Genomic DNA, 26450 nt, shown 5'->3' with positions numbered 1-26450 from the left:
GTAGACCTCATTTCTAACTCAAACGTCTCACACTTAATTCCACCATAAAAATCCGTTTTAGACTAATTTCCACTTTGGTCAGGTGAGTGGAAGTTACTTTGAGAAGTTACCTTTTTTACATCAAAACTAAGATTTTTCTTAGTTTTTTCTTATTTTTGTTGATTTTTTCACAATGTTTCTATAAAATAGAAGAATAGAAAGGTTGTGATTTTGTGAAAGATAAACAGTCTGCTATTCCAAAAGCTACAGCAAAAAGACTCTCTCTTTACTATCGAATTTTTAAGAGATTTCATGCAGAAAAGATTGAACGTGCCAACTCAAAACAAATTGCAGAGGCCATTGGTATTGATTCAGCGACAGTTCGTCGTGATTTTTCCTATTTTGGTGAACTAGGTCGTCGTGGATTTGGCTATGATGTAAAAAAACTCATGACATTTTTTGCCGATTTGCTTAATGATAACTCCATCACCAATGTCATACTAGTGGGTATTGGAAATATGGGCCATGCTCTTCTCCACTACCGCTTCCACGAGCGTAACAAGATGAAAATTATCATGGCCTTTGACCTAGATGACCATCCTGAAGTCGGTAGCCAAACTCCTGATGGGATTCCCATTTACGGAATTTCCCAAATCAAGGACAAAATCAAGGATGCTGATGTGAAGACTGCTATCCTGACTGTTCCTAGCATCAAATCACAAGAGGTTGCCAATCTCTTGGTGGATGCTGGCGTGAAAGGAATTCTCAGTTTTTCACCAGTCCATCTTCATTTACCAAAAGACGTGGTCGTTCAATATGTAGATTTGACAAGTGAACTCCAAACCCTCCTCTATTTCATGCGAAAAGAGGATTAGAAAGCGAAAATCATTTTATGAAAAAACCAGTTATTGGGATTACAGGAAACGAAAAAACTCATCCAGATGATGACATCATGATGAGCTACGCAGCAAAAGGCTTTGTGGAAGGCGTTAAAGACGCTGGAGGGATTCCCATCATCCTACCGATTGGTGATCAAGAAATGGCTAGCCACTATATCAGTATGATTGACAAGCTCATCTTGACAGGTGGGCAAAACGTTGATCCAAAATTCTATGGTGAACCAAAAACCATTGACAGCGATGACTACCACCTTCAAAGAGATATCTTCGAACTGACCCTCATCAAGGAAGCTATTAAACAGAAAAAACCGATTTTCTCTGTCTGCCGTGGTACTCAGCTTTTTAACGTTGCCATGGGTGGAACTCTGTATCAAGATATCGAAGACCACTGGCAGGATTGTTCTGCCGAGTACACAACCCAGCGCTTGGTAACCGAACCAGATACTGTTCTTCGAGAAATCTATGGAGAAATCTCCCATATCAACTCCTTCCACCACCAGAGTATCAAGGATTTAGCTCCCAACTTAAAGATTGCGGCTCATGATCCTAAGGATGGTATCATTGAAGCTATCATAAGTACGGATGATGTTGCCTTTCTCGGTGTCCAGTGGCATCCAGAATTTCTATTTGAAAATCGTCCCAAAGATAAAAACCTCTTTGACTATATCGTTAATGAACTTTAGATTAAATCTGTCTTTTCACGATAGCTAAAATAACTGGAGTGAGAGACAATCAAATGGTCCAAGAGAACAATTCCCATTAGGTCGCAGGCTTCTTTGACAAGTTTAGTGACATGATCATCATTTCGGCTAGGGGCTACCGCTCCCGAAGGATGATTATGAACCAATATGAGAGAGGTTGCCATATGCTTGATGGCATAATGAAGAATCTCTCGCGGCTCAGCGATACTACGAGTAGCTGAGCCGATAAAAATGGTCTGTTGATGGATGATTTGATTTTGAGTATTGAGATAGAGCGCCACCAGGTGCTCTTGTTTTTTATGGCCCAATTCCTGTTGCATCTTCTTGGCTAGCTTTTGGCTACTGAGAATACTTTCCATTTCAAGGGTCTCATGCTTGTGAATACGATGGCCCAGTTCAATCATAGCTTGTAATTCTATAGCCTTAACACGGCCGATACCAGATAGACTCTGCAATTCCTGCAGGGTCATTTTTTTCAAATCCGTTAGGCTTGAAAGATTGTTCAAGACTTTCTGGGCAATTTCAAAAACGCTAGCTTGACGTGTTCCTGTTCTGAGTAAAATAGCTAGCAACTCTTGGTTACTGAGCGCTTCCACTCCTTCTTGTGCAAGTCTTTCTCTGGGTAATAGTGAATCTTCTTGGAATGAAATACTGTACATAAAAATCCTCCTCACTTTATTATTCGTGAGAAGGATGAAAAATTAGATTTTTTTCTCAATTGGTGCCACACTGGCTAAAAGTTTTTTCAGGCCAACTTCTGGGAAATTGATTTTCAATTCCTGCGTAGCACCGCTACCTGAAACTTCCAGAACAGTTCCCTCTCCCCATTTCTTGTGGAGGGCAATATCACCAATGGACCAATTTGTCTCACTAGACGCTGATTTTGCGCCAGCTGCAAATTGACCAAATGGGAGACCGCTTGATTGGATAGTTCTTGGGGCAGCACTACGTTTACGGTCTTGAAGTGCTTGCGCAAGACTCATACCTTGACCGAAGGCAAGACCACCACTGCTATAAGACGCTTTAAAACTTGTATTTGCTGGACGGGCCAATCCTTGATACTCAAGCAAGTCTGAACTGATTTCGTTAATAAAACGAGTCGGACGGTTGTAGTTGGTACGACCAAAAAGCAGGCGTGAGTTGGCATTGGTCAGATAGAGAATTTTCTCTGCACGCGTAATTCCTACATAGGCCAAACGGCGTTCTTCTTCTAATTCATCTTGATCTTCAGCCGCACGGCTAAGCGGAAAGACATTTTCTTCCATCCCAATCAAAAAGACAACTGGAAACTCGAGACCTTTGGCAGCATGCAGGGTCATCAAGGTCACTTCTGATGTCTCCTGACTACCTGAATCTGTGTCCGCAATCAAGGCCAAGTCATTTAAGAAACGACTCAGTTTGTCCAAACCAGTTTCCTCTTCTGGCACATCAGAGGTGTCATCAAAGTTTTTCGTAACAGAAAGGAACTCTTCGATGTTTTCTACCCGAGCCTTGCTTTCTAAGGTCGCTTGGGCATTAAGAATATCGACGTAACCTGTTTTTTCTAGAACCGCCTCAACCAACTCAGTAATGCTTAATTGATCCAGTTGCTCCCGCAAATCCAAAACCATATTGGCAAAATCCCAGATAGATTGGGCTGCTTTTCCTTTGATGCCAGACAACATAATATTTGCAGAAGCATCTAGCATAGACATGTCCTGCATATTGGCAAAATCACGGATTTTTTCAACCGTTCCTGGCCCAATTCCACGTTTCGGTTCGTTGATAATACGCTCAAAACTGATATTGTCACTCAAATTGGCAATAAGATTGAGGTAAGCGATAATATCTCGGATTTCCTTACGGCTGTAGAACTTGATTCCACCAACCATGGTATAAGGGATGTTTGACTTGAGCAGGGCTTCCTCAATAGTACGAGACTGGGCGTTTGTACGATAGAGAACAGCAAAATCCTTGTGAAGGAAGTTTTGACTGCGACTAAGTTCATCGATGGTTCTGGCTACAAATACAGCCTCATCCAGCTCATCATCGGCGCGATAGTAAACGATTTGTTCTCCGTCCGCATTTTGAGTCCAGAGATTCTTAGGACGGCGGTTTTTATTGTTTTTAATGACCTCATTGGCCGCTTGGAGAATGGTTTTAGTTGAGCGGTAATTCTCCTCCAACAAAACAACCTTGGCTTGGGGATAATCCTTTTCGAAGTCCAAGATATTCTGCATATCAGCACCACGCCAACCGTAGATAGACTGGTCCGCATCCCCAACCACACAGATATTTTTAAAACGGGAAGCCAAGAGTTTGACTAGTTGGTACTGGGCATGGTTGGTATCTTGGTACTCATCAACGTGAATGTACTGGAACTTCTGCTGGTAATAGGTCAAGACATCAGGATTTTGATCAAAGAGACGCAAGGTCAGCATAATCAAATCATCAAAGTCAACCGACTCTGACTGACGAAGTTCTTTTTGGTAAGCAGTATAGCACTGGGCCACGATTTGCGTGTACATATCTCCAGCTTGGGCAGCATAAGCCACATCATCAATCAAATCATTCTTAGCATTGGAAATGGTACCCAAAATACTTCGTTCATTCCATTTTTTAGGATCCAAGTTCAACTGCTTGAGAATGCGTTTCATAAGAGTTCGCTGCTCCCCTGGATCTACAATAGTAAAATTACGGTTGTAGCCAATATGGTCCGCATCACGACGCAAAATACGAACACACATGGAGTGGAAGGTCGCAATCAAACAGTCCTGAGTGGCTGGATCGAGGTTATAAGCACGCTCTTTCATCTCACGCGCAGCCTTATTAGTAAAGGTAATAGCCAAGATATTCCATGGATTGACCAGCTTTTCATCAATCAAATAAGCGATACGGTGGGTCAAAACACGGGTCTTTCCAGAACCAGCCCCTGCCATGATTAACAAGGGACCTTCTGTCGTTTGCACCGCCTCAGTCTGACGGTCATTCATTCCATTTAATAATGCGTTCATCTTCTCTTCCTTACTCTTGAAGTCAATATTTCTATTATATCAGAATTCAGGGAAAATATCTTTACCTAGATTGGTTGCGTCTAGAAGGTAACTCCTTATATCTAGATAAAAAATGAGCTTGGATAGTATTTCCAAACTCATTTAAAGTCAATTGCAATATACTAGAACAAACCTAATACTGTTCCATCGCTTTCAACATCCATGTTGAGGGCTGCTGGTCGTTTTGGAAGGCCTGGCATGGTCATGACATCACCAGTTAAGGCAACGATGAAGCCTGCACCTAATTTTGGTACCAATTCACGAATGGTAATTTCAAAGTTTTCAGGTGCTCCAAGTGCATTTGGATTGTCTGAGAAGCTATACTGGGTCTTAGCCATACAGATTGGCAATTTGTCCCAACCGTTTTGAACGATTTGGGCGATTTGTGTTTGAGCTTTCTTCTCAAAGTTCACTTTGCTACCACGGTAGATTTCAGTAACAATCTTTTCAATCTTTTCTTGGACAGAAAGGTCATTGTCATACAAACGTTTATAGTTAGCTGGGTTTTCAGCTATAGTCTTGGCAACTGTTTCAGCAAGCGCTACTCCTCCTTCTGCGCCATCAGCCCAGACACTAGCCAACTCAACTGGCACATCGATTGAGGCACAAAGTTCTTTTAAGGCTGCAATTTCAGCTTCTGTATCAGAAACAAATTCGTTGATAGCTACTACTGCTGGAATACCGAACTTGCGGATATTTTCAACGTGGCGTTTCAAGTTAGCAAAACCTGCACGCACTGCTTCTACGTTTTCCTCTGTAAGAGCGTCCTTAGCTACGCCACCATTCATCTTAAGGGCACGAAGGGTTGCGACAATAACTACTGCATCTGGAGATGTAGGCAAGTTTGGTGTCTTAATATCGAGGAATTTCTCAGCTCCAAGGTCCGCACCAAAACCAGCTTCAGTAACCGTGTAATCAGCCAAGTGAAGGGCTGTAGTCGTTGCCAAAACAGAGTTACAGCCGTGAGCGATATTGGCAAATGGACCACCGTGAACAAAAGCAGGCGTTCCATAAATTGTCTGAACTAAGTTTGGCTTAATAGCATCCTTCAAAATCAATGCTAAAGCACCCTCAACCTGCAAATCACCAACAGAAACAGGCGTACGGTCATAGCGATATCCGATAACGATGTTAGACAAACGGCGTTTCAAGTCTTCAATATCAGTCGCCAAGCAAAGAATGGCCATAATTTCGGAAGCAACTGTAATATCAAAACCATCCTCACGTGGAATACCATTTAGAGGGCCACCAAGTCCAACGGTTACATGACGAAGAGCGCGGTCGTTCAAGTCCACTACACGTTTCCAGAGAATACGGCGTTGGTCAATTCCTAGCTCATTTCCTTGGTGCAAGTGGTTGTCAATCAAGGCAGAAAGAGCATTGTTGGCTGTTGTAATGGCATGCATGTCTCCAGTGAAGTGGAGGTTGATGTCTTCCATTGGGAGAACTTGGGCGTAACCACCACCAGCTGCACCCCCTTTAATCCCCATTACTGGACCAAGAGATGGTTCACGGATAGCAATCATGGTTTTCTTGCCAATCTTATTCAAGGCATCCGCCAGACCAATGGTAATGGTTGATTTTCCTTCACCTGCTGGTGTTGGGTTGATGGCAGTAACCAGAATCAATTTCCCAACTGGATTGCTCTCAACTGCACGAATTTTATCAAAGCTGAGCTTAGCCTTGTACTTTCCGTACAACTCCAAATCGTCGTAAGAAATACCAAGTTTCTCTACAACATCAACGATTGGCTTCAACTCAATACTCTGTGCGATTTCAATATCTGTTTTCATTCAAAACTCCTCTAACCTCTTATATGATAATTCATTATAACACAAAACAAGATTTTTAACATCCGAAAACTCTCTAAACGTTCGTAAATATCCCTATTTTTAAAGTTTTTAGAGCCCTTTCTTAAATTTTATATGCCTTTATAGTTTGAAACTATATTCTTTCCTTTTACCAAAATTTTATCACTTTCATTTTACTTACCGTTTATTTTTGTGTACAATAGTGCTATGAAAATTTTAGTTACATCGGGCGGTACCAGTGAAGCTATCGATAGCGTCCGCTCTATCACTAACCATTCTACAGGTCGCTTGGGCAAAATCATCACAGAAACTTTGCTTGCTGCAGAGCATGAAGTTTGTTTAATTACTACAAAACGAGCTTTGAAGCCAGAAGCCCATCCCAACCTAAGCATTCGAGAAATTAACAATACAAACGACCTTCTTCTTGAAATGCAAGAACGTGTTAAGGACTATCAGGTTTTGATTCACTCAATGGCTGTTTCTGACTACACTCCTGTTTATATGACAGGGCTTGAGGAAGTTCAGGCTAGCTCCAATTTGGAAGAATTTTTAAGCAAGCAAAATCATCAAGCTAAGATTTCTTCGACTGATGAGGTTCAGGTTTTGTTCCTGAAAAAAACACCCAAAATCATCTCTTTAGTCAAGGAATGGAATCCTGCTATTCATCTGATTGGTTTCAAACTGCTGGTTAATGTTTCCGAAGACCATCTGGTTGACATTGCTAGAAAAAGTCTTATCAAGAACCAAGCAGACTTAATCATTGCAAATGACCTGACTCAAATCTCAGCAAACCAGCATCGTGCAATCTTTGTTGAGAAAGATCAGCTTCAAACAGTCCAGACTAAAGAAGAAATTGCAAAACTCCTCCTTGAAAAAATTCAAGCCTACCATTCATAGAAAGGAAAGCTATGGCACATATTCTCTTGGCTGTAACGGGGTCTATCGCCTCTTACAAGTCAGCAGATTTAGTCAGTTCTCTAAAAAAACAAGGTCATCAAGTCACTGTCTTAATGACTCAGGCTGCTACAGAGTTTATCCAACCATTGACACTACAGGTCTTATCACAGAATCCTGTCCACCTAGATGTCATGAAGGAACCCTATCCTGATCAAGTCAATCATATCGAACTTGGAAAAAAAGCAGATTTATTTATCATGGCCCCTGCAACAGCTAACACTATTGCAAAACTAGCCTACGGCTTTGCGGACAACATAGTAACTTGTATTGCTCTAGCCTTGCCAAGTCATATTCCCAAACTCATCGCACCTGCTATGAATACAAAGATGTATGAACATCCAGCAACTCAGGCTAATCTGAAAACATTAGAAACCTACGGCTATCAGCTGATTGCTCCTAAGGAATCCCTACTAGCTTGTGGAGACCATGGACGAGGAGCTTTAGCCGACCTCACAATTATTTTAGAAAGAATAAAGGAAACTCTCGATGAAAAAACGATCTAATATTGCGCCCATTGCTATCTTCTTTGCAACCATGCTTGTGATTCATTTTCTAAGCTCGCTTGTCTTTAACCTTTTTCCATTCCCAATCAAACCGACCATCGTTCATATTCCTGTCATTATTGCCAGCATTATCTACGGTCCACGCGTTGGGGTTACACTTGGATTTTTGATGGGGCTACTTAGCTTGACGGTTAACACAATTACGATTCTGCCAACCAGCTACCTCTTCTCTCCTTTCGTACCAAATGGGAACATCTACTCAGCTATCATTGCCATTGTCCCACGTATTTTGATTGGTTTAACTCCTTATCTAGTCTATAAACTGATGAAAAACAAGACTGGTCTGATTCTAGCTGGTGCCCTTGGTTCACTAACCAACACAGTCTTTGTACTTGGTGGAATTTTCTACCTTTTTGGAAATGTCTTTGATGGTAATATCCAAAAACTCTTAGCAACCGTTATCTCAACAAACTCCATTGCCGAATTAGTCATTTCCGCAGTTCTAACCCTAGCCATTGTTCCAAGACTACAGACTTTGAAAAAATAAAAACAATCTCCACTTTCAAACCTGAAGGTGGAGATTTTGTTTGAAGTAGTTTCTTTTTAGTGAAATCTTTACTAACTTTCAACTAAAAAATGACCTATAAACCCAAGTAAATCCTTGCTTTATTGTCTTGTTTGTTGTACTATACTAGTGTATATACAGAAAAAAGGAGATTCTTATGAATACACGGAAAAAGACACAGTTTATGACAATAACTGCCCTCTTAACAGCTATTGCGATTTTGATTCCAATCGTTATGCCTTTCAAAATCGTCATTCCACCTGCTTCCTATACTTTAGGAAGCCACATCGCTATTTTTATTGCCATGTTCTTATCGCCCTTGATGGCTGTTTTTGTCATCCTAGCCTCTAGTTTTGGATTTTTGATGGCTGGCTATCCCATGGTTATCGTTTTTCGAGCTTTTTCCCATATCTTTTTTGGGACTTTGGGGGCTCTTTACCTACAAAAATTCCCCGATACCCTAGATAAACCAAAAGCTTCCTGGATTTTCAACTTTGTGTTAGCGCTTGTCCATGCCCTTGCTGAAGTATTAGCTTGTGTCGTTTTTTATGCAACTTCCGGTACCAATGTAGAAAATATGTTTTATGTTCTATTTGTACTAGTTGGATTTGGCACAATTATCCATAGTATGGTAGACTATACATTAGCACTAGCTGTCTATAAAGTGCTTCGAAAACGCCGTTAAAAGGAAAAGCTATGACAAAAGATCGCAAACAAGCCCTGCTCCAACTCTTGAAAGAAGCTCCTAAAGCCCTTAATGGCCAAAGTTTGGCGGAACATTTTCATGTCACACGTCAGGTCATTGTGCAGGACATTGCAATTTTGAGAGCCGATGGCGCTCCTATCCTATCCACTAATCGTGGCTACGTCTATAAGCAAATTGAAACCAATCCTTATGTTCACAAACTTTTCAAAGTGAAACATGAAGTTGAAGAAATCGGTCAAGAACTCCTTGCTATCGTTGATAATGGTGGACGTGTTCAAAATACCTTGATTGACCATCCCGTTTATGGAGAAATTGAAACTTTGCTTAAACTGTCTTGTCGCAGAGATGTCCAACATTTTCTAGAACAAGTCGAACATTCTGACTTTAGACCTCTGTCTGAATTGACAGATGGCATCCATTACCACCTAGTCGAAGCCGAAACACAACAAGACCTCAACTATATCGAGGAGGCCTTGGATCAGCTAGGTTATTTAGTAAAAGACTAGAAGATTTTCTTCTCCCAATCGTCTTCTGTACGGCGAGGGTAGAAAAACTCTGACTTGTCAGGAGTTTCCATCATCTCCATCAAGGGTAACATATCATAGGCCAGATCCAAGTTTGGAATCTGGTCCTTTTGCACCCAAGAAACTTCTCCCTCTTCTGAAGAGCGAAGGGTACCAGAGAACTCAGTCGCCTTATAACAAATGACAATATAGCGCCCACCTGTATCTAGTGGCCAATTTTTAATGCCGACAAGTTGAGGATTTTGGATAGTCAACCCTGTTTCTTCATAGATTTCACGAATGACAGACTCTGCGAAAGCCTCACCATTTTCTACATGACCTCCAGGAAAGGCATAACCAGACCAGCGATTTGTTTCAGGAGCGCGATACTGCATAACCACGCGCTGTGTTTTGAGATCTTCAATCAGACAAATGTTTGTTAAAATCGTTAATTGGGAACGGGACATGGATTTACTCGCTTTCTAATTTATTAAATTTTCAGACTTGGTACCATATTAGCTTTTACTTTTGAGAATTATTTAGAATAGAACACCATCCGTTTTTACTTTATAGGCTTTCCAAGTTCAAGGATTTTTTCTTGGCCATCAAAAGTAAAACCCATTTTTTGATAGAAAGCAATGGCGCGCTTATTATCTTTCAATACCCATAAGAAAATTTCAGAAAAATGATCAAGAGCAGTCAAAGCTGCTCTCACTAACTTTTGTGCAATGCCTTTTCCGTAATAGTCTTTTAAAACATATAAAGCAATAATTTCACCAGCTTGAATAGTCTCATCACGAAAATTACCATAACTGATGAAACCAACCACCTTCACGCCATCCATCGCAATCAATGTATTTTCTGGATACTTTTGACTAAAGAATCGGCATCTTTCTAATGTCATTGTCTCCTGAAATTCTGCAGGCAAAAGGTTATCATAAGCCTCTCTCCACGTTTGCCAGTGAACGAGGGATTTACCTTCTATCTCTTCAGGAGTTTCCATTAATTTGATAATAACCGTCATTTACTTTCTTCTCCTTAATCCAACATCCTAACTTCCTTTGCTACTTTTTGTAGAAATTTTTGTCTTGTTGAACTTGTATTTACTTCACGGCCTAACTCTCCTAAGATTGAAACCCTCTTTGTTTTTATGCCACAATGATTCAATACCGCATTCTTTAATACTGATATTCCATAACTGTCTGGAATGTTAATCGGACCAGAAAATACTTTGTACCACCAAGTCGGTGCCATAGAAGTTGCATAGATACTAGCTGTTTTTCCTTTTATTAACTTTTTGAACTGTTTACCTCTCAAGTAGTTCAAATAAAGCTTCCTCGATTATTTGCGGAGTATGCAATGCCTGGCGTAAACACACGATCAATCCACCCCTTCAGTAGACTAGGCATACTACTCCACCAAATAGGATAAACAAAAATGAAATGATCTGCCCACTGGATTAATTCTTGAGAGCGTAGAATAAACGGATCGTCCTCCATCCTTTGTCGGTAACCATAACGTAAAACAGGATCAAACTCTTCTGTATTAAGATTAATCATTTCAAGTTCATGTCTCTTTGAGTCTATATTTTCTACAATCGTTTGAAAAATTGCTTGGCAGTAACTTTCTTTATCAGGATGTCCATTAATAACTAAAATATTCATAAAATTCCCCTAATCCAACGCCTTGACTTCCAACATCATATCCCTAATCTGAGCTGCGAGTTCAAAGTCAAGCACTTCAACTGCTTCTTGCATTTGTTTTTCAAGTTTCTTGACCAGTTCTTTGCGTTCTTGTTTGTTAAGGCTATTGATATCGACTTCTTTGTCCTCTTCCTTAGCAACTGCCTTGGTCACAGCAATCAGGTCACGGATTTCTTTCTTGATTGTCTGAGGCACAATACCGTGTTCTTCATTATAGGCCATCTGGATTTTCCGACGGCGGGCCGTTTCATCGATAGCACGTTGCATAGACTGGGTAACCGTGTCCGCATACATGATGACATGACCTTCACTGTTACGGGCGGCACGCCCAATGGTCTGGATGAGTCCACGCTCGTTACGAAGGAAACCTTCTTTGTCAGCATCAAGAATGGCTACGAGACTCACTTCGGGAACGTCAATCCCTTCACGGAGCAGGTTGATTCCGACCAAGACATCAAAGACACCCAAGCGCAGGTCACGAATTATCTCCGTCCGCTCCAAGGTCTTGATATCCGAGTGCATGTACTTGACCTTGATGCCCATTTCCTTGAAGTAGTCGGTCAAGTCCTCTGCCATTTTCTTGGTCAAGGTTGTGATAAAGGTTCGCTCGTTCTTTTCAACACGGGCATTAATTTCACCCAAAAGGTCATCAATCTGTCCCATAGTCGGACGGACTTCCACCTCAGGATCCAAGAGTCCCGTTGGACGAATGATTTGCTCAATCACTGTCTCAGTCTGTTCATTTTCATAGTCACCAGGTGTCGCTGAAACGTAAACAATCTGATGAACGTGACTCTCAAACTCCTCCCGACGGAGAGGACGATTGTCCAAGGCTGATGGCAAGCGGAAACCATAATTAACCAGCATTTCTTTACGCGAACGATCTCCATTGTACATGCCTTTTATTTGTCCCATAGTCATGTGACTCTCGTCAATCATAATCAAAAAATCATCTGGGAAGAAGTCGAGAAGCGTATAAGGAGGCTCTCCTTCACTCCGTCCATCCATGTGGCGTGAATAGTTCTCAACCCCGTTGGTATAGCCCATCTCACGCAACATTTCGATATCATACTCTGTCCGCTGTTTCAAACGTTGGGCTTCAAGTAATTTACCTTCCTTCTCAAAGACAGCTAACTGCTCTTCCAATTCGGTCTGAATTTTAGCAATGGCAACTTCCATGTGGTCGTCATTGGTCACAAAGTGAGTGGCCGGGAAAATCGCCAAATGATCCACTTCTCCCAATACCTGACCTGTCAAAGCCTCAACCTCACGGATACGGTCAATCTCATCACCAAAGAACTCTACTCGAAAGGCATGCTCATCACGGGAGGCTGGGAAAATCTCCACTACATCCCCACGAACGCGAAATCTTCCGCGTTGGAAATCAATATCATTTCGTTCAAACTGGATATCAACCAAGTCATTCAAGAGTTTATCACGAGAAATTTCAAGACCTGGACGGAGACTAACGACACTATCAGCGTATTCCTTGGGCGAACCCAAACCATAGATACAAGAGACTGAGGCAACGACGATAACATCATTACGCTCCAGAAGGGCCGAAGTCGCTGAGTGGCGGAGCTTGTCAATCTCGTCATTGACAGAACTATCCTTTTCAATATAGGTATCACTGGAAGGGACATAGGCCTCTGGTTGGTAATAATCATAGTAAGATACGAAGTACTCAACAGCATTTTCAGGGAAAAATTCCTTAAATTCTCCATAGAGCTGTCCTGCCAGAGTCTTATTGTGGGCGATGACCAGAGTTGGTTTATTGACTTTGGAAATGACCTGACTCATGGTATAGGTCTTCCCTGTACCAGTCGCCCCCATCAGAATCTGAGCTTTTTCTCCACCCTCGATATTATCTACCAACTGCTCGATAGCTTGGGGTTGATCTCCTGATGGTTGATATTTTGATACTAGTTTAAATTGATTATCTGTAATACGATTGATCATAAGAATCCTCTCTCGATGTGCTATTCCTATTTTAGCATACTTGTAGCATTTTCACGAAGAAAAGGACGGACCGAAGTCACATCCTTTCATTTTCTTTCTTTAATTGATAAGCGAGATAGACAATCAGCAGTAGTAAAACCAGACTTGTCATGATAGAACCTTCTATGCCAAAAGAACCACCTGATAACCAATCTTGATTGCCTTGTGGTAAAAAGGTCATCAATGACGTTCCTGATGGTTGACCACTAACTAAAATCCCAAAGAGATTACCCTGAGCAAAATTCCAGGCCCCATGAATACCTGCAATACCCCAAACTGTATCAGTTTTGAGAAGGTAAAGTGACATGGCAACTCCGAATAAGAAGAGATTCACTAGAGATAGAGGTGTTAGACCAGAATTGCCCATATGAAGCAGGGTAAAAAGTAGGCTAGATATAAGAACAGCAAGTTTTAGATTGGTTCTTGAGGCCAATTGAGGAAGGAGCCAAGCACGCGACACTACTTCTTCTGCTGTCCCCTGTAAAATCCAAAATGGGATAGTAAAGACAACAAAGGTAAGCGAATAAGGATTCAAATGAATGGACTCAAAACGATATTGCCCTAATGCTACTAAACCTAACAAGGTCAGAAGAAAAAGTGCCAGACCTAGGCCAAATCCTTTCAGAAGATTGCTGAGGAAATTCTCTCTATAAAATCCCAAAGTCCGAATAGATCTTTTCTCAACTTTTTTAGCCCATCTGAACACAGTGTTGAGTATAAAACCAAAGGCCAGTAAATCTAAAATTAAATGAAAGTCACTTGTTTTATCCATCAAGCTCTGCTGCAAGGTCTGCAAGTAGGTAGCAAAAGCTTTACCAGCCTCTCCAAAATTTCTAGCAAGTCCGATGAGAGCTAACAAACTAATACCATACAGAGTATAAGCCACAAACTCTCCTATGAAGACAAAAGCAAAGGCTAACAAGGGGCTTGTGTAAATATTTAAACTCATTTTTGAAGCTTGGAAGTCTTTAAATATTCTTTTGTTCTTCATATCCCTGTCCTCTTTCCTTCTATTATATGCTATTATTATAGCAGTTTTTAATAGCAATTCAAGAAAGAAAAGAAATAATCAATGTCATATTTTCTGACACAGAAATATAAAAATTTGCCTTTTTTTACTTTTTCTGATATAATGGGAAAATATTCGGAAAAGGAGACTAAAAATGAAGAAAAAATTTCTAGCATTTTTGCTAATTTTATTCCCAATTTTCTCATTAGGTATTGCGAAAGCTGAAACGATTAAGATTGTTTCTGATACCGCCTATGCACCTTTTGAGTTTAAAGATTCAGATCAAACTTATAAAGGAATTGATGTTGACATTATCAACAAAGTCGCTGAGATTAAAGGATGGAACATTCAGATGTCCTATCCTGGATTTGACGCAGCGGTCAATGCGGTTCAAGCTGGTCAAGCTGACGCTATCATGGCAGGAATGACAAAAACTGCAGAACGTGAAAAAGTTTTCACCATGTCTGATACTTACTATGATACAAAAGTTGTCATTGCAACTACAAAGTCACACAAGATTAGTCAGTATGACCAATTAAAAGGTAAAACTGTTGGTGTTAAAAACGGAACTGCCGCTCAACGCTTCCTTGAAAGTATTAAGGATAAATACGGCTTTAGTATTAAAACATTTGACACTGGTGATTTGATGAACAACAGCTTAAGTGCTGGTGCCATTGATGCTATGATGGATGATAAACCTGTTATCGAATATGCCATTAACCAAGGTCAAGACCTCCATATTGAAATGGATGGTGAAGCTGTAGGTAGCTTTGCTTTCGGTGTGAAAAAAGGAAGCAAATACGAGCACCTAGTCACTGAGTTTAACCAAGCCTTGGCTGAAATGAAAAAAGATGGTAGTCTTGATAAAATCATCAAGAAATGGACTGCATCATCTTCTTCAGCAGTGCCAACTACAACTACTCTAGCAGGATTAAAAGCCATTCCTGTTAAGGCTAAATACATTATTGCCAGTGATTCTTCTTTTGCACCTTTTGTTTTCCAAAATTCAAGCAACCAATTTACTGGTATTGATATGGAATTGATTAAGGCAATCGCTAAAGACCAAGGTTTTGAAATTGAAATTACCAATCCTGGTTTCGATGCAGCTATCAGTGCTGTCCAAGCTGGTCAAGCAGATGGTATCATTGCAGGTATGTCTGTTACAGATGCTCGTAAGGCAACTTTTGACTTCTCAGAATCATACTACACTGCTAATACTATCCTTGGTGTCAAAGAATCAAGCAATATTGCTTCTTATGAAGATTTAAAAGGGAAGACAGTTGGTGTTAAAAACGGAACTGCTTCTCAAACCTTCCTAACAGAAAATCAAAGCAAATACGGTTACAAAATCAAAACATTTGCTGATGGTTCTTCAATGTATGACAGTTTAAATACTGGAGCCATCGATGCGGTTATGGATGATGAGCCTGTTCTCAAATATTCTATCAGCCAAGGTCAAAAATTGAAAACTCCAATCGCTGGAACTCCAATCGGTGAAACAGCCTTTGCCGTTAAAAAAGGAGCAAATCCAGAATTGATTGAAATGTTCAACAACGGACTTGCAAATCTTAAAGCAAATGGGGAATTCCAAAAGATTCTTGATAAATACCTAGCTAGCGAATCTTCATCTGCTTCAACAAGCACTGTTGATGAGACAACTATCTGGGGCTTGCTCCAAAACAACTACAAACAACTCCTTAGTGGGCTTGGTATCACTCTTGCTCTAGCTCTTATCTCATTTGCTATTGCCATTGTTATCGGGATTATCTTCGGTATGTTTAGTGTCAGCCCCTACAAATCTCTTCGTGTGATCTCTGAGATTTTCGTTGACGTTATCCGTGGTATTCCATTGATGATTCTTGCAGCCTTCATCTTCTGGGGAATTCCAAACTTCATCGAATCTATCACAGGCCAACAAAGTCCAATTAACGACTTCGTAGCCGGTACTATTGCCCTCTCACTCAATGCAGCGGCTTATATCGCTGAAATCGTTCGTGGTGGTATTCAGGCCGTTCCAGTTGGTCAAATGGAAGCCAGCCGAAGCTTGGGTATCTCTTATGGAAAAACCATGCGTAAGATTATCTTGCCACAAGCAACTAAATTGATGTTGCCAAACTTTGTTAACCAATTCGTTATCGCTCTTAAAGATACAACCATCGTATCTGCTATCGGTTTGGTGGAGCTCTTCCAAACTGGTAAGATTATCATCGCCCGTAACTACCAAAGTTTCAAGATGTATGCAATCCTTGCTATCTTCTATCTTGTAATTATCACACTTTTGACTAGACTAGCGAAACGCTTAGAAAAGAGGATTCGTTAATGGCAAAACTAAAAATTGATGTAAATGACTTACATAAGCAATATGGAAAAAATAAGGTCCTAAAAGGAATTACAACTAAGTTCTATGAAGGAGATGTTGTTTGTATCATCGGTCCTTCAGGTTCTGGTAAGTCGACCTTCCTCCGTAGCCTCAATCTTCTAGAAGAAGTTACTAGCGGTCACATCACTGTGAACGGCTATGACTTAACTGAAAAAACTACCAACGTTGACCACGTCCGTGAAAATATCGGAATGGTTTTCCAACACTTCAATCTCTTCCCTCATATGTCTGTATTGGACAACATTACCTTTGCTCCTATTGAGCACAAGTTGATGACTAAGGAAGAAGCTGAGAAGTTGGGAATGGAGTTGCTTGACAAGGTTGGGCTAGCAGATAAAGCTAATGCTAACCCAGATAGCCTATCAGGTGGTCAAAAACAACGCGTGGCCATCGCTCGTGGACTAGCAATGAATCCAGACATCATGCTCTTTGATGAACCAACTTCTGCCCTTGACCCTGAGATGGTCGGAGACGTACTAAACGTTATGAAGGAATTGGCTGAACAAGGCATGACCATGATTATCGTTACCCATGAAATGGGATTTGCCCGTCAGGTTGCCAACCGCGTTATCTTTACTGCTGATGGCGAGTTCCTTGAAGACGGAACACCTGATCAAATCTTTGACAACCCACAACACCCACGTCTGAAAGAGTTCTTGGACAAGGTCTTAAACGTCTAAACTTAAACTGTAAGGATTTCCTTGCAGTTTTTTTCTATCTCGTATTGGATTTTTTGATTTTTCGGAAAATTATGTTAGAATTAAGTTTATGAAATGAGATTTCCTCATACCTAGCAAGACTAGGAATAAAAATAGAAATTAGGTAGCTAGATGTCATCTAAGGTTATTGTTACAATTTTCGGTGCGAGTGGAGACCTGGCTAAACGCAAGCTCTACCCTTCCCTTTTTAGACTTTATAAATCCGGCAATCTTTCCAAGCACTTTGCAGTTATTGGAACTGCCCGTCGTCCTTGGAGCAAGGAATATTTTGAATCTGTTGTAGTCGAATCCATCCTTGATTTGGCAGATAGTACCGAACAGGCTCAAGAGTTCGCTAGCCACTTCTACTATCAAAGTCATGATGTTAATGATACAGAGCACTACATTGCTTTACGTCAATTGCAGGCTAAACTAAATGACAAATATCAAGCTGAACACAACAAGCTCTTCTTCTTGTCTATGGCGCCTCAATTCTTTGGAACCATTGCCAAACACCTCAAGTCTGAAAACATTGTGGATGGTAAAGGTTTTGAACGTTTAATTGTTGAAAAACCATTTGGTACAGATTACGCAACTGCAAGCAAGTTGAATGGCGAACTCCTAGCAACATTTGACGAAGAACAAATTTTCCGTATCGACCATTATCTTGGTAAGGAAATGATCCAAAGCATCTTTGCAGTTCGCTTTGCAAACCTGATTTTTGAAAATGTTTGGAACAAGGACTTTATCGACAATGTTCAAATTACCTTTGCGGAGCGCTTGGGTGTAGAAGAACGTGGTGGCTACTATGATGAATCTGGTGCCCTTCGTGATATGGTACAAAACCATACTTTGCAACTGCTTTCTCTTCTTGCCATGGATAAGCCAGCAAGCTTCACAAAAGATGAGATCCGTGCTGAAAAGATTAAAGTCTTTAAAAACCTCTATCATCCAACTGATGAAGAGTTTAAAGAACACTTTATCCGTGGGCAATACCGCTCAGGTAAGATTGATGGCATGAAATACATTTCTTATCGTAGCGAGCCAAATGTAAATCCAGAATCAACAACTGAAACCTTTGCATCTGGTGCCTTCTTTGTAGACAGCGATCGATTCCGTGGCGTTCCTTTCTTCTTCCGTACTGGTAAACGTCTGACTGAAAAAGGAACTCATGTCAACATTGTCTTTAAACAAATGGACTCTATCTTTGGAGAACCACTTGCTCCAAACATTTTGACCATCTATATTCAACCAACAGAAGGCTTCTCTCTTAGCCTAAATGGGAAGCAAGTAGGAGAAGAATTTAACTTGGCTCCTAACTCACTTGATTACCGTACAGATGCGACCGCAACTGGTGCTTCTCCAGAACCATACGAGAAATTGATCTATGACGTCTTAAATAACAACTCAACTAACTTTAGCCACTGGGATGAGGTTGGTGCGTCATGGAAATTGATTGACCGTATCGAAGAACTCTGGGCTGAAAATGGTGCCCCACTTCACGACTATAAAGCTGGAAGCATGGGACCTCAAGCAAGCTTTGACTTACTTGAAAAATTCGGTGCCAAATGGACTTGGCAACCAGATATTGCCTATCGTGAAGATGGTCGTTTAGAATAAAAAAAATCCTGCAAGTTTGTTCCTTGCAGGATTTTTGCTTCTGATTAGATTAAGCCTTCTAAGAGCCCCTTCATAAAGTTTTCTGAGTTAAACTCTCCAATATCATCGATTTTTTCACCAAAACCAATCAATTTTACAGGAATATTGAGTTCTTCACGGATGGCTAAAACAACACCACCTCGAGCAGTTCCATCAATCTTAGTCAAGACAATTCCCGTTAAAGGTGTGATTTTCGAAAATTCTTTGGCCTGTACAAGAGCGTTTTGACCTGTTGATGCATCAAGAGCCAAGAAGGTTTCATGGGGTGCTTCTGGCACCACACGTTTGATGATACGGCCAATCTTTTCCAACTCAGCCATAAGATTGTCCTTATTTTGCAGACGACCAGCGGTGTCAATCATGAGAATATCAATACCTTCAGCTACGGCACGTTCCATACCATCAAAGACTACACTAGCTGGGTCAGCTTTTTCAGGTCCAGTCACTACTGGAACATCTACTCGTCGGCCCCATTCAGCTAGCTGGGCGACTGCGCCTGCTCGGAAGGTATCTGCCGCAACCAACATGACCTTCTTCCCAGCTTGTTTATAGCGGTGGGCTAGTTTACCGATAGAAGTTGTTTTCCCAACACCATTGACCCCGACAAAGAGCATGACTGTCAATCCATCTTGGAAGTGGATGCTTTCATCGTAGTTGCCATCCTTTTCATAAAGCTCAACCAATTTCTCAATGATGACACGTCGTAGTGCGTCAGGTTTCTTGGCGTTTTCAAGCTTGGCTTCGTAACGTAATTCTTCGGTTAAGTTTGAAGCTACCTGCACACCAACGTCACTCATGATGAGCAGTTCTTCCAACTCCTCGAAGAATTCTTCATCAACAGAGCGGAAATTAGCAAAGAAGGCGTTCAAGCGGGCACCGAAGCCTGTACGAGTTTTCTTAAGACTGCGGTCATATTTTTCCTGAACAGTTTCTTCTACTTGAGGCGTTTCTGGTTCAAGAACTTCAGAATTATTTTCTTCTACAGCTTCTTCAAGCTCAGGGTTCTCTTCCTCTGCGACTTCTTCTGAGTTTGACATTTCTTCGACTTCTTCTTGAGAAACTTCTACAACTGAATCTGAATCCTGACTCTCTTCAACTGTCTCTTGATTTTCCTCTTCTTCGAGCACAGATTCTTCAAAACTTTCAACCTCTGCTTCTTCTTGAGGAACTTCCTCAGCTTCTGTTAAGGCAGGCTCAATATCTTCAGATAAATCAAGATTTTCTAAAGCTTCTTTTACAACTTCTTCGATTTTAGGTTCTTCTTTTTTTCCGAATAAACGGTCAAATAATCCCATATCTTAGTTCTCCTTTAGTACATATTCTTCGATAGCCCAGGCGACAGCTTCCTCATCGTTGGTCATCGGCGTCACTACATTTGCAACTGCCTTGACTTCAGGAACAGCATTTTGCATAGCAACACCGAGCCCTGCCCATTCAATCATAGAAAGGTCATTGGCCTCATCACCACAGGCCATAACTTGACTTTGGTCGATTCCAAGATGCCTGATTAGTTTTGCCAGTCCTGTTGCTTTATGAACATTCTTTGGTGACCACTCTAGCAACATTTCACGTGATTTAAAGATTTCATATTGGTCAAACAATTCTGGAGAAATCTTCTGAATAGCTGCATCCAAGGGTTCTTGAGCAAAGGCAGTCACGCATTTATTGTAGGTCATTTGACTAGACAGGTCTTCAAAGTCCACTGGAACAAAGGTCAATGCTGGATTGAATTTGGCATAAAGACTTTCTTGGTCAGATTGGATTTGATAAACAGTTCCTTCTGAGATGGCATCAAGGGGCAATGATAATTTTTCTGTTTCTTCATACAAGCGTGCCACATCATCATATGAAAAAACTGTCTTATCAAGGATTTCTCCTGTATTTTTCTGAACCAAACCACCATTAAAAGTAATCGTATACTCATCTTCCTGGCCATCAGTCCCTAGCTCATGGAGAAAGAAATCCATGGCTTTTAAGGGACGACCAGTTGTCAATACGACCTTGATACCACGATCGCGCGCAGCTTTTAAGGTCGCCTTGGTACGATCCGTCAGCTTTTTATCACTAGTCAACAAAGTCCCATCCAAGTCCAATGCAATCAATTTTATATCTGCCATTATAAGCCCTCCATATAAGCTATAACCGACTGGTCTTTATGGTGACCAATCACAGTCTCTGCTAATTCTAAAATTTCTGGTCGTGCATTCTCAGGAGCTACAGGATGTCCCACAACCTGCATCATATGCAAGTCATTTAGATTGTCTCCAAAAGCCATGACCTGATCCATTGTGATACCAAGTTTTTTAGCTAATTCAACAATAGCCACTCCCTTATCGACATAGTCCAGAACAATATCAATGGATTCAAAGCCAGTTGTCATTGCCTTAACACCAGGAACATTTTCATTGACCCAAGCCTCCCCAGCTTCAAGAGTTTCTTCTGTGAAGTTGGTCGTAAATTTGAAAATGTCATCTGTAATGTCTTCCAGACTCGCTACTTTTTGGATATTTTCATTATAATGCTGGCTCACTTTCAAATAGGTTGCATCAACCGTATCTAGAACGTAAGAGCCTTTTCTTCCCGTCAAGAGTAGTTTATTGATATCTACATAAGGTGACGTTTTCAGCTTTTCAAAAGTCATCAGATAAAACTCACGAGACATGGTCGCTTCATACAAATCCCGACCTTGATACTCTACCAAACTGCCATTTTCCGCGATGAAAATAATGTCATCACGAACATCAGCAAATAATTTTTCTAAAGACAGAAATCCGCGCCCCGAAGCCACCGCAAAGTAAATCCCTTTTTCCTTGTAGGAAACCAAGAGAGCCTTAAGACGGTCCATATCAAAGCGTCCATTCCCATCTAAGAAGGTTCCGTCCATATCCGTTGCTACTAGTTTAATTGTCATCCTTCAATACTTTCTAAATCTTTTAACTTCACCGAAACAATTTTTGAAACACCTGATTCTTGCATGGTCACGCCATAGATGGAATCAGCCGCAGCCATGGTTCCCTTACGATGGGTTACGACGATAAACTGGCTATCCTTATCAAATCGGTTGAGGTAATCTCCAAAGCGTTTGACATTGGCTTCGTCCAGCGCAGCCTCTACCTCATCCAAGATAACAAATGGAATAGTCTTGACACGGATAATGGAGAAGAGCAAGGCAAGAGCTGATAGTGCTTTTTCCCCACCACTCATGAGGTTAAGAGACTGGATTTTCTTGCCTGGTGGTTGAACAGAAATCTCAACCCCAGCAGTTAGCAGGTCTCCTTCCGTCAAGATTAAGTCTGCCTGTCCTCCTCCAAACATCTGCTTGAAGGTCACTTTAAAGGACTCACGAATAGCTTCAAAGGTTGATTTAAAGCGTTCCTTAACCTCAGCATTCATCTCTGTGATAGTCTCAAGGAGTAAGTTTTTCGCAGACAAAATGTCATCTCGCTGACTATTCAAGAAATCCAGACGGTTGTGAACCTCTTCGTACTGGTCAATAGCTTCCAAATTGACAGGCCCCAGTGAGCGAATAGCCTTCTCTAAATCTTTAACTTCTTGCTCTGCCAGATTGGGATTTTCCAACTCATGCGCCTTTTCTAGAGCTTCAGTATAACTAATCTGGTACTGGTCTGTTAATTGACTTTGTAAATGGCGCAAGCGCTCGCTGACCTTTTCTTTCTTGGCTTCAGCACGTGTTTGCTTGCGAATCCACTCCTCATTCTGCTGGCGAGCCTGGTCCAAATGACTAGCAATATCATCCAGTTGCCCTTCAATATCATCTAACTCAAACTGTTTGCGAATCAAACCTTGTTGGAGGTTTGTTTTCTGAGTTTTGGCTTCTTCGGCCTGTTGACTGAGCAAATCTGTATCAACCTTTTCAAGATTATCAACCTTTTCTTGGAGAAGGCGCTGGATTTCCTCTTGTTCGATATCTAGATTATTCAATTCCTTGCCTAAACGTTCAATATCCGCAACTTCGTAACGTTTTTGCCCTTGCAGTTCTGTCTTAAGCAGGCGAGCTTGCGCTACCTTTTCCTGCAAATTTTGATAACGTTCTTGGATGGCGTTTTTGTTAGACTTAATCTCTTCAATCTCAGCTTCCAGATTTTGCTTATCACTGGCGATTATAGCAAGGCGCTCTTGGCATTTTTCCTTATCTGCTTGCCAATCTCCCTCAGAAAGACGATCTAGTTCCTCTTCTTGAAGTTTCCAAAGAGTTTCTATCTCTTCAACTTGCTGACTGGTTTGCTGATAAGCGAGGGACAAGGCTTGCTCCTGAATACGAGCCTGCTCTCCTTGAGATTTGATAGCTTCTAATCTTTCTGTCAATGCAGTCATCTCATTTTGCAAGGTCTTCAAACTCGACTCTTCTGAACGCAAGCTTGCTTCTTCTTCAGCAATTTCTTTTTGTAATTGCTCCAGTTCTGGCTTGATAAAAATGCTGTTATTCTGGCGATTGGCACCACCTGCATAAGAACCACCTGTGCGCAACTCTGTCCCATCCAATGTCACCATACGAACCTGATAATGAACCTGGCGAGCTGCTGCACGCGCATGTTCCACGCTATCAAAAATAGCTGTCGTGGCTAGCAAATTCTTGAAAATAGCTTCTAGTCTAGTATCGAATGTCACCAGCTCATCTGCCATGCCCAGAAATCCTGGACTTGTAGCAATAGCATCTTGATTCTGACTAGAAATCGTACGGGCCTTGATCGTTGTCAACGGAAGGAAGGTCGCACGACCAGCTCTGGTTCGTTTAAGGAAATCAATGGCTCTAGTTGCTGCATGTTCATCTTCCACAATAATATGCTGACTGCTTGCACCAAGCGCAATCTCAAGGGCAGTTTGATAATGCACATCAAAGGTCAGGTGCTCACTGACTGCACCAATAATTCCACCAAGACGGTCTTTTTCTTGTAGAATACTCTTGACACCTGCATAAAAGTTACTGTGATTTCTAAGGATATTTTCCAAACTTTGGGCTCTAGCCTGTTTATTTTTGAGACTATCCAGACGGTCAAAGAGTTGACTTTGTTGAGTTTGATAGGAAGCTTTCTGCTCCTCTTGCTCCTTGGCAATAGCTTGATAGTTAGCCAATAATTTCTGAACCTGCTCCTTGGCAGTTTCAAGCTCTTCTTTTTGCTGACTAGCCTTCTCTTTAGCTGTAGCCAGCTGTTCTTTCAGCTTTTGTAGTTGATCTGCTTGTTTTTGAGAAAGCTGACGACTAGTTTCCAACTCATTCTCGATGCGGGTCAGTTGGTTTGAGACATCTGCTTCTTCCTGTAAAAGAGCTACAAAGCGTTCACGTAGAAGCTCAATCATCTGATCAGGATCATCTGAAAAAGCTAGTAATTCAGCTTCTAAACGATTGAGTTTTTGATTATTTTGAATTAGATTGTGTTCTAATTGTCCCAAGTTCGCTTCTTTTTCAGCCTTTTCCTGATTTAGAGCCTTTCTCTTATCCTCCAAAGCAGCCAAACGAGCTTGTGCTTCCTGTTGATTGAGGGCTACTTGCTCAGATTCCAGTTTCGATAGGGCTAATTTTCTCTCTAAATCACTAATCAGACTGGTCAAATCCATCAAACTGCCTTGGTCTTTGGCCATTTCAGCTTGTAAATCTTGGCGTTGCTTTTTAAGAGTTTGGTTTTCTTCTTCTAATTTTTCACGCTTTTGGTAGTAGCTAGTCAAGAGTTCCTGAACCTGAGCCAACTCTTCTTCTGTCGACTCTAGTTCAGACTTATTTTCCTTGATTTGAGCAATCAGAACGTCTAAATAAATAGCCTTACGTTGTCCTTCCAAGTCTAGAAACTTACGAGCATTTTCAGCTTGCTTCTCAAGAGGCTTGATTTGATTATCCAACTCGTAGATGATGTCCTCTAAGCGGTCTAAATTATCCTGAGTTTGTTGCAGTTTACTCTCAGTTTCTTTTCTGCGAGTCTTGTATTTCAAAACACCTGCAGCTTCTTCGAAAATGGCACGACGTTCTTCAGGCTTAGAATTGAAAATCTCCTCAACCTTGCCTTGGGAAATGATAGAGAAGGAATCGCGTCCCAAACCTGTATCCAAGAAAAGATCGTGAATATCACGTAGACGCACTTTCTTGCCGTCAATCTTGTATTCGCTATCTCCACTACGATAGATATGACGTTCGACTCTGATTTCTTGACCTGCATCCTTGATAAATCCGTCATGATTATCCAAAGTCACAACTACAGAAGCATAATTGAGCGGTTTGCGACTTTCAGTTCCAGCAAAGATGACATCCGGCATCTTGCCACCACGGAGACTCTTAACACTTGACTCCCCCAAGGCCCAACGCAGACTTTCTGTAATATTCGACTTTCCAGATCCATTGGGCCCAACAACTGCCGTCACCCCTTGGTCAAATACAACCTTGGTCTTGTCAGCAAAAGACTTGAATCCCTGAATTTCGATTTCCTTTAAATACATGAATCCAGCCCTTTCTCAACGGCATTTTTGGCAGCTTCCTGCTCTGCTAATTTCTTAGAACGACCTTGACCTTGACCAATGCTCTTACCTTCAACTAGAACTTCTACATCAAAAACCTTATCGTGGGCAGGGCCTGTTTCAGAAATGACCTGATAACGAATAGCCACATCCCCATTGACCTGAAGTAACTCTTGTAGATGAGTTTTATAGTCTGTAATCATCTCAAATTCGCCTGCTTCAACCTTAGGAATCATGACTTGATAGATAAATTCCTTGACCTTGGTCACATCCTTATCCAAAAGGAGGGCACCAAGAAAGGCTTCAAAGGCATCACCAAGAATGGTGTCACGATTGCGACCACCAGACTTTTCTTCCCCCTTACCCAGCTTGATAAATTGATCAAACTGGCAATCACGCGCAAAACCAGCCAAACTCTCCTCGCGGACAATCATGGCACGGAGTTTAGACAAGTCCCCCTCAGGCTTTTTAGGATATTTTTTATACAGATATTCTGAAATCAATAACTGTAGAACAGCGTCTCCTAAAAATTCCAAGCGCTCATTGTGTGAAATTTTTAAGAGGCGGTGCTCATTGGCATAACTCGTATGAGTAAACGCAGTCTCCAGTAAATTTTTGTCTGCAAATTCGATTGCAAAATGGTTCTTTAGTACAGTTTGTAATTCTTTCATACCAACCTCTTTCTAACTGATAACAGTCCTTTTTATTATATCAAAAAAAGCCCCCTGAGTCACTTTAAAACGGGACTGGAAAGCATTTGGGAATTCTTGGTAACTTCTCAAAGTAACTTCCACTCACCTGACCAAAGTGGAAATTAGTCTAAAACGGATTTTTATGGTGGAATTAAGTGTGAGACGTTTGAGTTAGAAATGAGATCTACTA

22 protein-coding genes and 1 pseudogene are annotated in these 26450 nt (G+C 41.2%); 10 read left to right on the top strand and 13 right to left on the bottom strand.

What is annotated here, in order from left to right; all coding sequences use genetic code 11:
* The first annotated feature begins 212 nt into the window (after positions 1 to 212).
* On the top strand, positions 213 to 854 hold the full coding sequence (locus K4Z77_RS08710) for a redox-sensing transcriptional repressor Rex (protein WP_224219071.1): 642 nt from the start codon (positions 213 to 215) through the stop codon (positions 852 to 854).
* A 17-nt stretch (positions 855 to 871) separates the two neighbouring features.
* Positions 872 to 1561 carry a gamma-glutamyl-gamma-aminobutyrate hydrolase family protein gene (locus K4Z77_RS08705; RefSeq protein ID WP_224219070.1) on the top strand — a complete coding sequence of 230 codons (690 nt, stop codon included), beginning with the start codon at positions 872 to 874 and terminating at the stop codon, positions 1559 to 1561.
* Here the strand turns inward: K4Z77_RS08705 and radC are convergent.
* The 3 genes from radC to K4Z77_RS08690 all read right to left on the bottom strand — a co-directional run bounded on the left by radC (position 1558) and on the right by K4Z77_RS08690 (position 6404).
* Entirely contained in the window at positions 1558 to 2238 is a 681-nt protein-coding gene (gene radC / locus K4Z77_RS08700; protein ID WP_224219069.1) for a RadC family protein, read from the bottom strand. The two genes, K4Z77_RS08705 and radC, sit on opposite strands and share 4 nt — an antisense overlap.
* 42 nt (positions 2239 to 2280) lie before the next feature.
* Complete coding sequence (gene pcrA, locus K4Z77_RS08695) at positions 2281 to 4572, bottom strand: DNA helicase PcrA (protein WP_224219068.1); 2292 nt, start codon at positions 4570 to 4572, stop codon at positions 2281 to 2283.
* Positions 4573 to 4733: 161 nt separating this feature from the next.
* Entirely contained in the window at positions 4734 to 6404 is a 1671-nt protein-coding gene (locus K4Z77_RS08690) for a formate--tetrahydrofolate ligase (protein WP_224219067.1), read from the bottom strand.
* A 225-nt stretch (positions 6405 to 6629) separates the two neighbouring features.
* On the opposite strand from K4Z77_RS08690, the gene coaB reads away from it, so the two are divergent.
* The 5 genes from coaB (at position 6630) to K4Z77_RS08665 (ending at position 9659) form a co-directional block, all read left to right on the top strand.
* On the top strand, positions 6630 to 7319 hold the full coding sequence (gene coaB, locus K4Z77_RS08685; RefSeq protein ID WP_224219066.1) for a phosphopantothenate--cysteine ligase: 690 nt from the start codon (positions 6630 to 6632) through the stop codon (positions 7317 to 7319).
* Between the two features lie 11 nt (positions 7320 to 7330).
* Entirely contained in the window at positions 7331 to 7882 is a 552-nt protein-coding gene (gene coaC / locus K4Z77_RS08680; protein ID WP_224219065.1) for a phosphopantothenoylcysteine decarboxylase, read from the top strand.
* On the top strand, positions 7866 to 8429 hold the full coding sequence (locus K4Z77_RS08675; RefSeq protein WP_033688884.1) for an ECF transporter S component: 564 nt from the start codon (positions 7866 to 7868) through the stop codon (positions 8427 to 8429). Before coaC ends, K4Z77_RS08675 begins: the two co-directional genes overlap by 17 nt.
* A 175-nt stretch (positions 8430 to 8604) precedes the next feature.
* A complete protein-coding gene (locus tag K4Z77_RS08670) occupies positions 8605 to 9132 on the top strand; it encodes a hypothetical protein (RefSeq protein WP_224219064.1) in 528 nt (175 codons plus the stop codon).
* Between the two features lie 11 nt (positions 9133 to 9143).
* The gene (locus K4Z77_RS08665) at positions 9144 to 9659 is read left to right on the top strand and encodes a transcription repressor NadR (RefSeq protein ID WP_224219063.1); all 516 of its coding nucleotides are present in this window, start codon (positions 9144 to 9146) and stop codon (positions 9657 to 9659) included.
* On the opposite strand, the gene K4Z77_RS08660 is transcribed toward K4Z77_RS08665, so the two are convergent.
* The 5 genes and pseudogenes from K4Z77_RS08660 to K4Z77_RS08640 form a co-directional block, all read right to left on the bottom strand.
* Positions 9656 to 10123, bottom strand: a complete 468-nt coding sequence (locus K4Z77_RS08660; protein ID WP_224219062.1) for an 8-oxo-dGTP diphosphatase — start codon at positions 10121 to 10123, stop codon at positions 9656 to 9658. The two genes, K4Z77_RS08665 and K4Z77_RS08660, sit on opposite strands and share 4 nt — an antisense overlap.
* 95 nt (positions 10124 to 10218) lie before the next feature.
* The gene (locus tag K4Z77_RS08655; RefSeq protein ID WP_224219061.1) at positions 10219 to 10680 is read right to left on the bottom strand and encodes a GNAT family N-acetyltransferase; all 462 of its coding nucleotides are present in this window, start codon (positions 10678 to 10680) and stop codon (positions 10219 to 10221) included.
* A 14-nt stretch (positions 10681 to 10694) separates the two neighbouring features.
* Positions 10695 to 11320: pseudogene (locus K4Z77_RS08650) on the bottom strand (NAD(P)H-dependent oxidoreductase).
* Between the two features lie 9 nt (positions 11321 to 11329).
* Positions 11330 to 13318, bottom strand: a complete 1989-nt coding sequence (gene uvrB, locus K4Z77_RS08645; protein WP_224219060.1) for an excinuclease ABC subunit UvrB — start codon at positions 13316 to 13318, stop codon at positions 11330 to 11332.
* 76 nt (positions 13319 to 13394) lie between these two features.
* A complete protein-coding gene (locus K4Z77_RS08640) occupies positions 13395 to 14348 on the bottom strand; it encodes a CPBP family intramembrane glutamic endopeptidase (RefSeq protein WP_224219059.1) in 954 nt (317 codons plus the stop codon).
* A 172-nt stretch (positions 14349 to 14520) separates the two neighbouring features.
* Between K4Z77_RS08640 and K4Z77_RS08635 the strand changes: the two genes are divergently transcribed.
* The 3 genes from K4Z77_RS08635 to zwf all read left to right on the top strand — a co-directional run bounded on the left by K4Z77_RS08635 (position 14521) and on the right by zwf (position 19064).
* A complete protein-coding gene (locus tag K4Z77_RS08635) occupies positions 14521 to 16686 on the top strand; it encodes an ABC transporter substrate-binding protein/permease (protein ID WP_224219058.1) in 2166 nt (721 codons plus the stop codon).
* Entirely contained in the window at positions 16686 to 17426 is a 741-nt protein-coding gene (locus K4Z77_RS08630; RefSeq protein ID WP_001096322.1) for an amino acid ABC transporter ATP-binding protein, read from the top strand. The genes K4Z77_RS08635 and K4Z77_RS08630 overlap by 1 nt, the downstream gene beginning before the upstream one ends.
* Before the next feature lie 150 nt (positions 17427 to 17576).
* Complete coding sequence (zwf, locus tag K4Z77_RS08625; protein ID WP_224219057.1) at positions 17577 to 19064, top strand: glucose-6-phosphate dehydrogenase; 1488 nt, start codon at positions 17577 to 17579, stop codon at positions 19062 to 19064.
* Between the two features lie 44 nt (positions 19065 to 19108).
* Here the strand turns inward: zwf and ftsY are convergent, their stop codons facing one another.
* Genes ftsY through rnc form a run of 5 tightly spaced genes read right to left on the bottom strand, consistent with a single transcriptional unit; the run spans position 19109 to position 26239 of the window.
* A complete protein-coding gene (gene ftsY, locus K4Z77_RS08620) occupies positions 19109 to 20398 on the bottom strand; it encodes a signal recognition particle-docking protein FtsY (protein ID WP_224219056.1) in 1290 nt (429 codons plus the stop codon).
* Between the two features lie 3 nt (positions 20399 to 20401).
* Entirely contained in the window at positions 20402 to 21220 is an 819-nt protein-coding gene (locus K4Z77_RS08615; protein ID WP_224219055.1) for a Cof-type HAD-IIB family hydrolase, read from the bottom strand.
* Positions 21220 to 22014, bottom strand: coding sequence for a Cof-type HAD-IIB family hydrolase (locus K4Z77_RS08610; RefSeq protein ID WP_224219054.1), 795 nt, complete (start codon positions 22012 to 22014; stop codon positions 21220 to 21222). Before K4Z77_RS08610 ends, K4Z77_RS08615 begins: the two co-directional genes overlap by 1 nt.
* On the bottom strand, positions 22011 to 25550 hold the full coding sequence (gene smc / locus K4Z77_RS08605; protein ID WP_224219053.1) for a chromosome segregation protein SMC: 3540 nt from the start codon (positions 25548 to 25550) through the stop codon (positions 22011 to 22013). The genes K4Z77_RS08610 and smc overlap by 4 nt, the downstream gene beginning before the upstream one ends.
* Positions 25541 to 26239 carry a ribonuclease III gene (gene rnc, locus K4Z77_RS08600; protein ID WP_000661493.1) on the bottom strand — a complete coding sequence of 233 codons (699 nt, stop codon included), beginning with the start codon at positions 26237 to 26239 and terminating at the stop codon, positions 25541 to 25543. The genes smc and rnc overlap by 10 nt, the downstream gene beginning before the upstream one ends.
* Positions 26240 to 26450: the final 211 nt, after the last annotated feature.

Source organism: Streptococcus mitis subsp. hohhotensis (assembly GCF_020089495.2).
GTDB classification, from domain to species: Bacteria; Bacillota; Bacilli; order Lactobacillales; family Streptococcaceae; genus Streptococcus; species Streptococcus hohhotensis.
The sequence above is the reverse complement of the archived record's forward strand: the minus strand, read 5'-3'. Positions and strand labels throughout refer to the sequence as shown.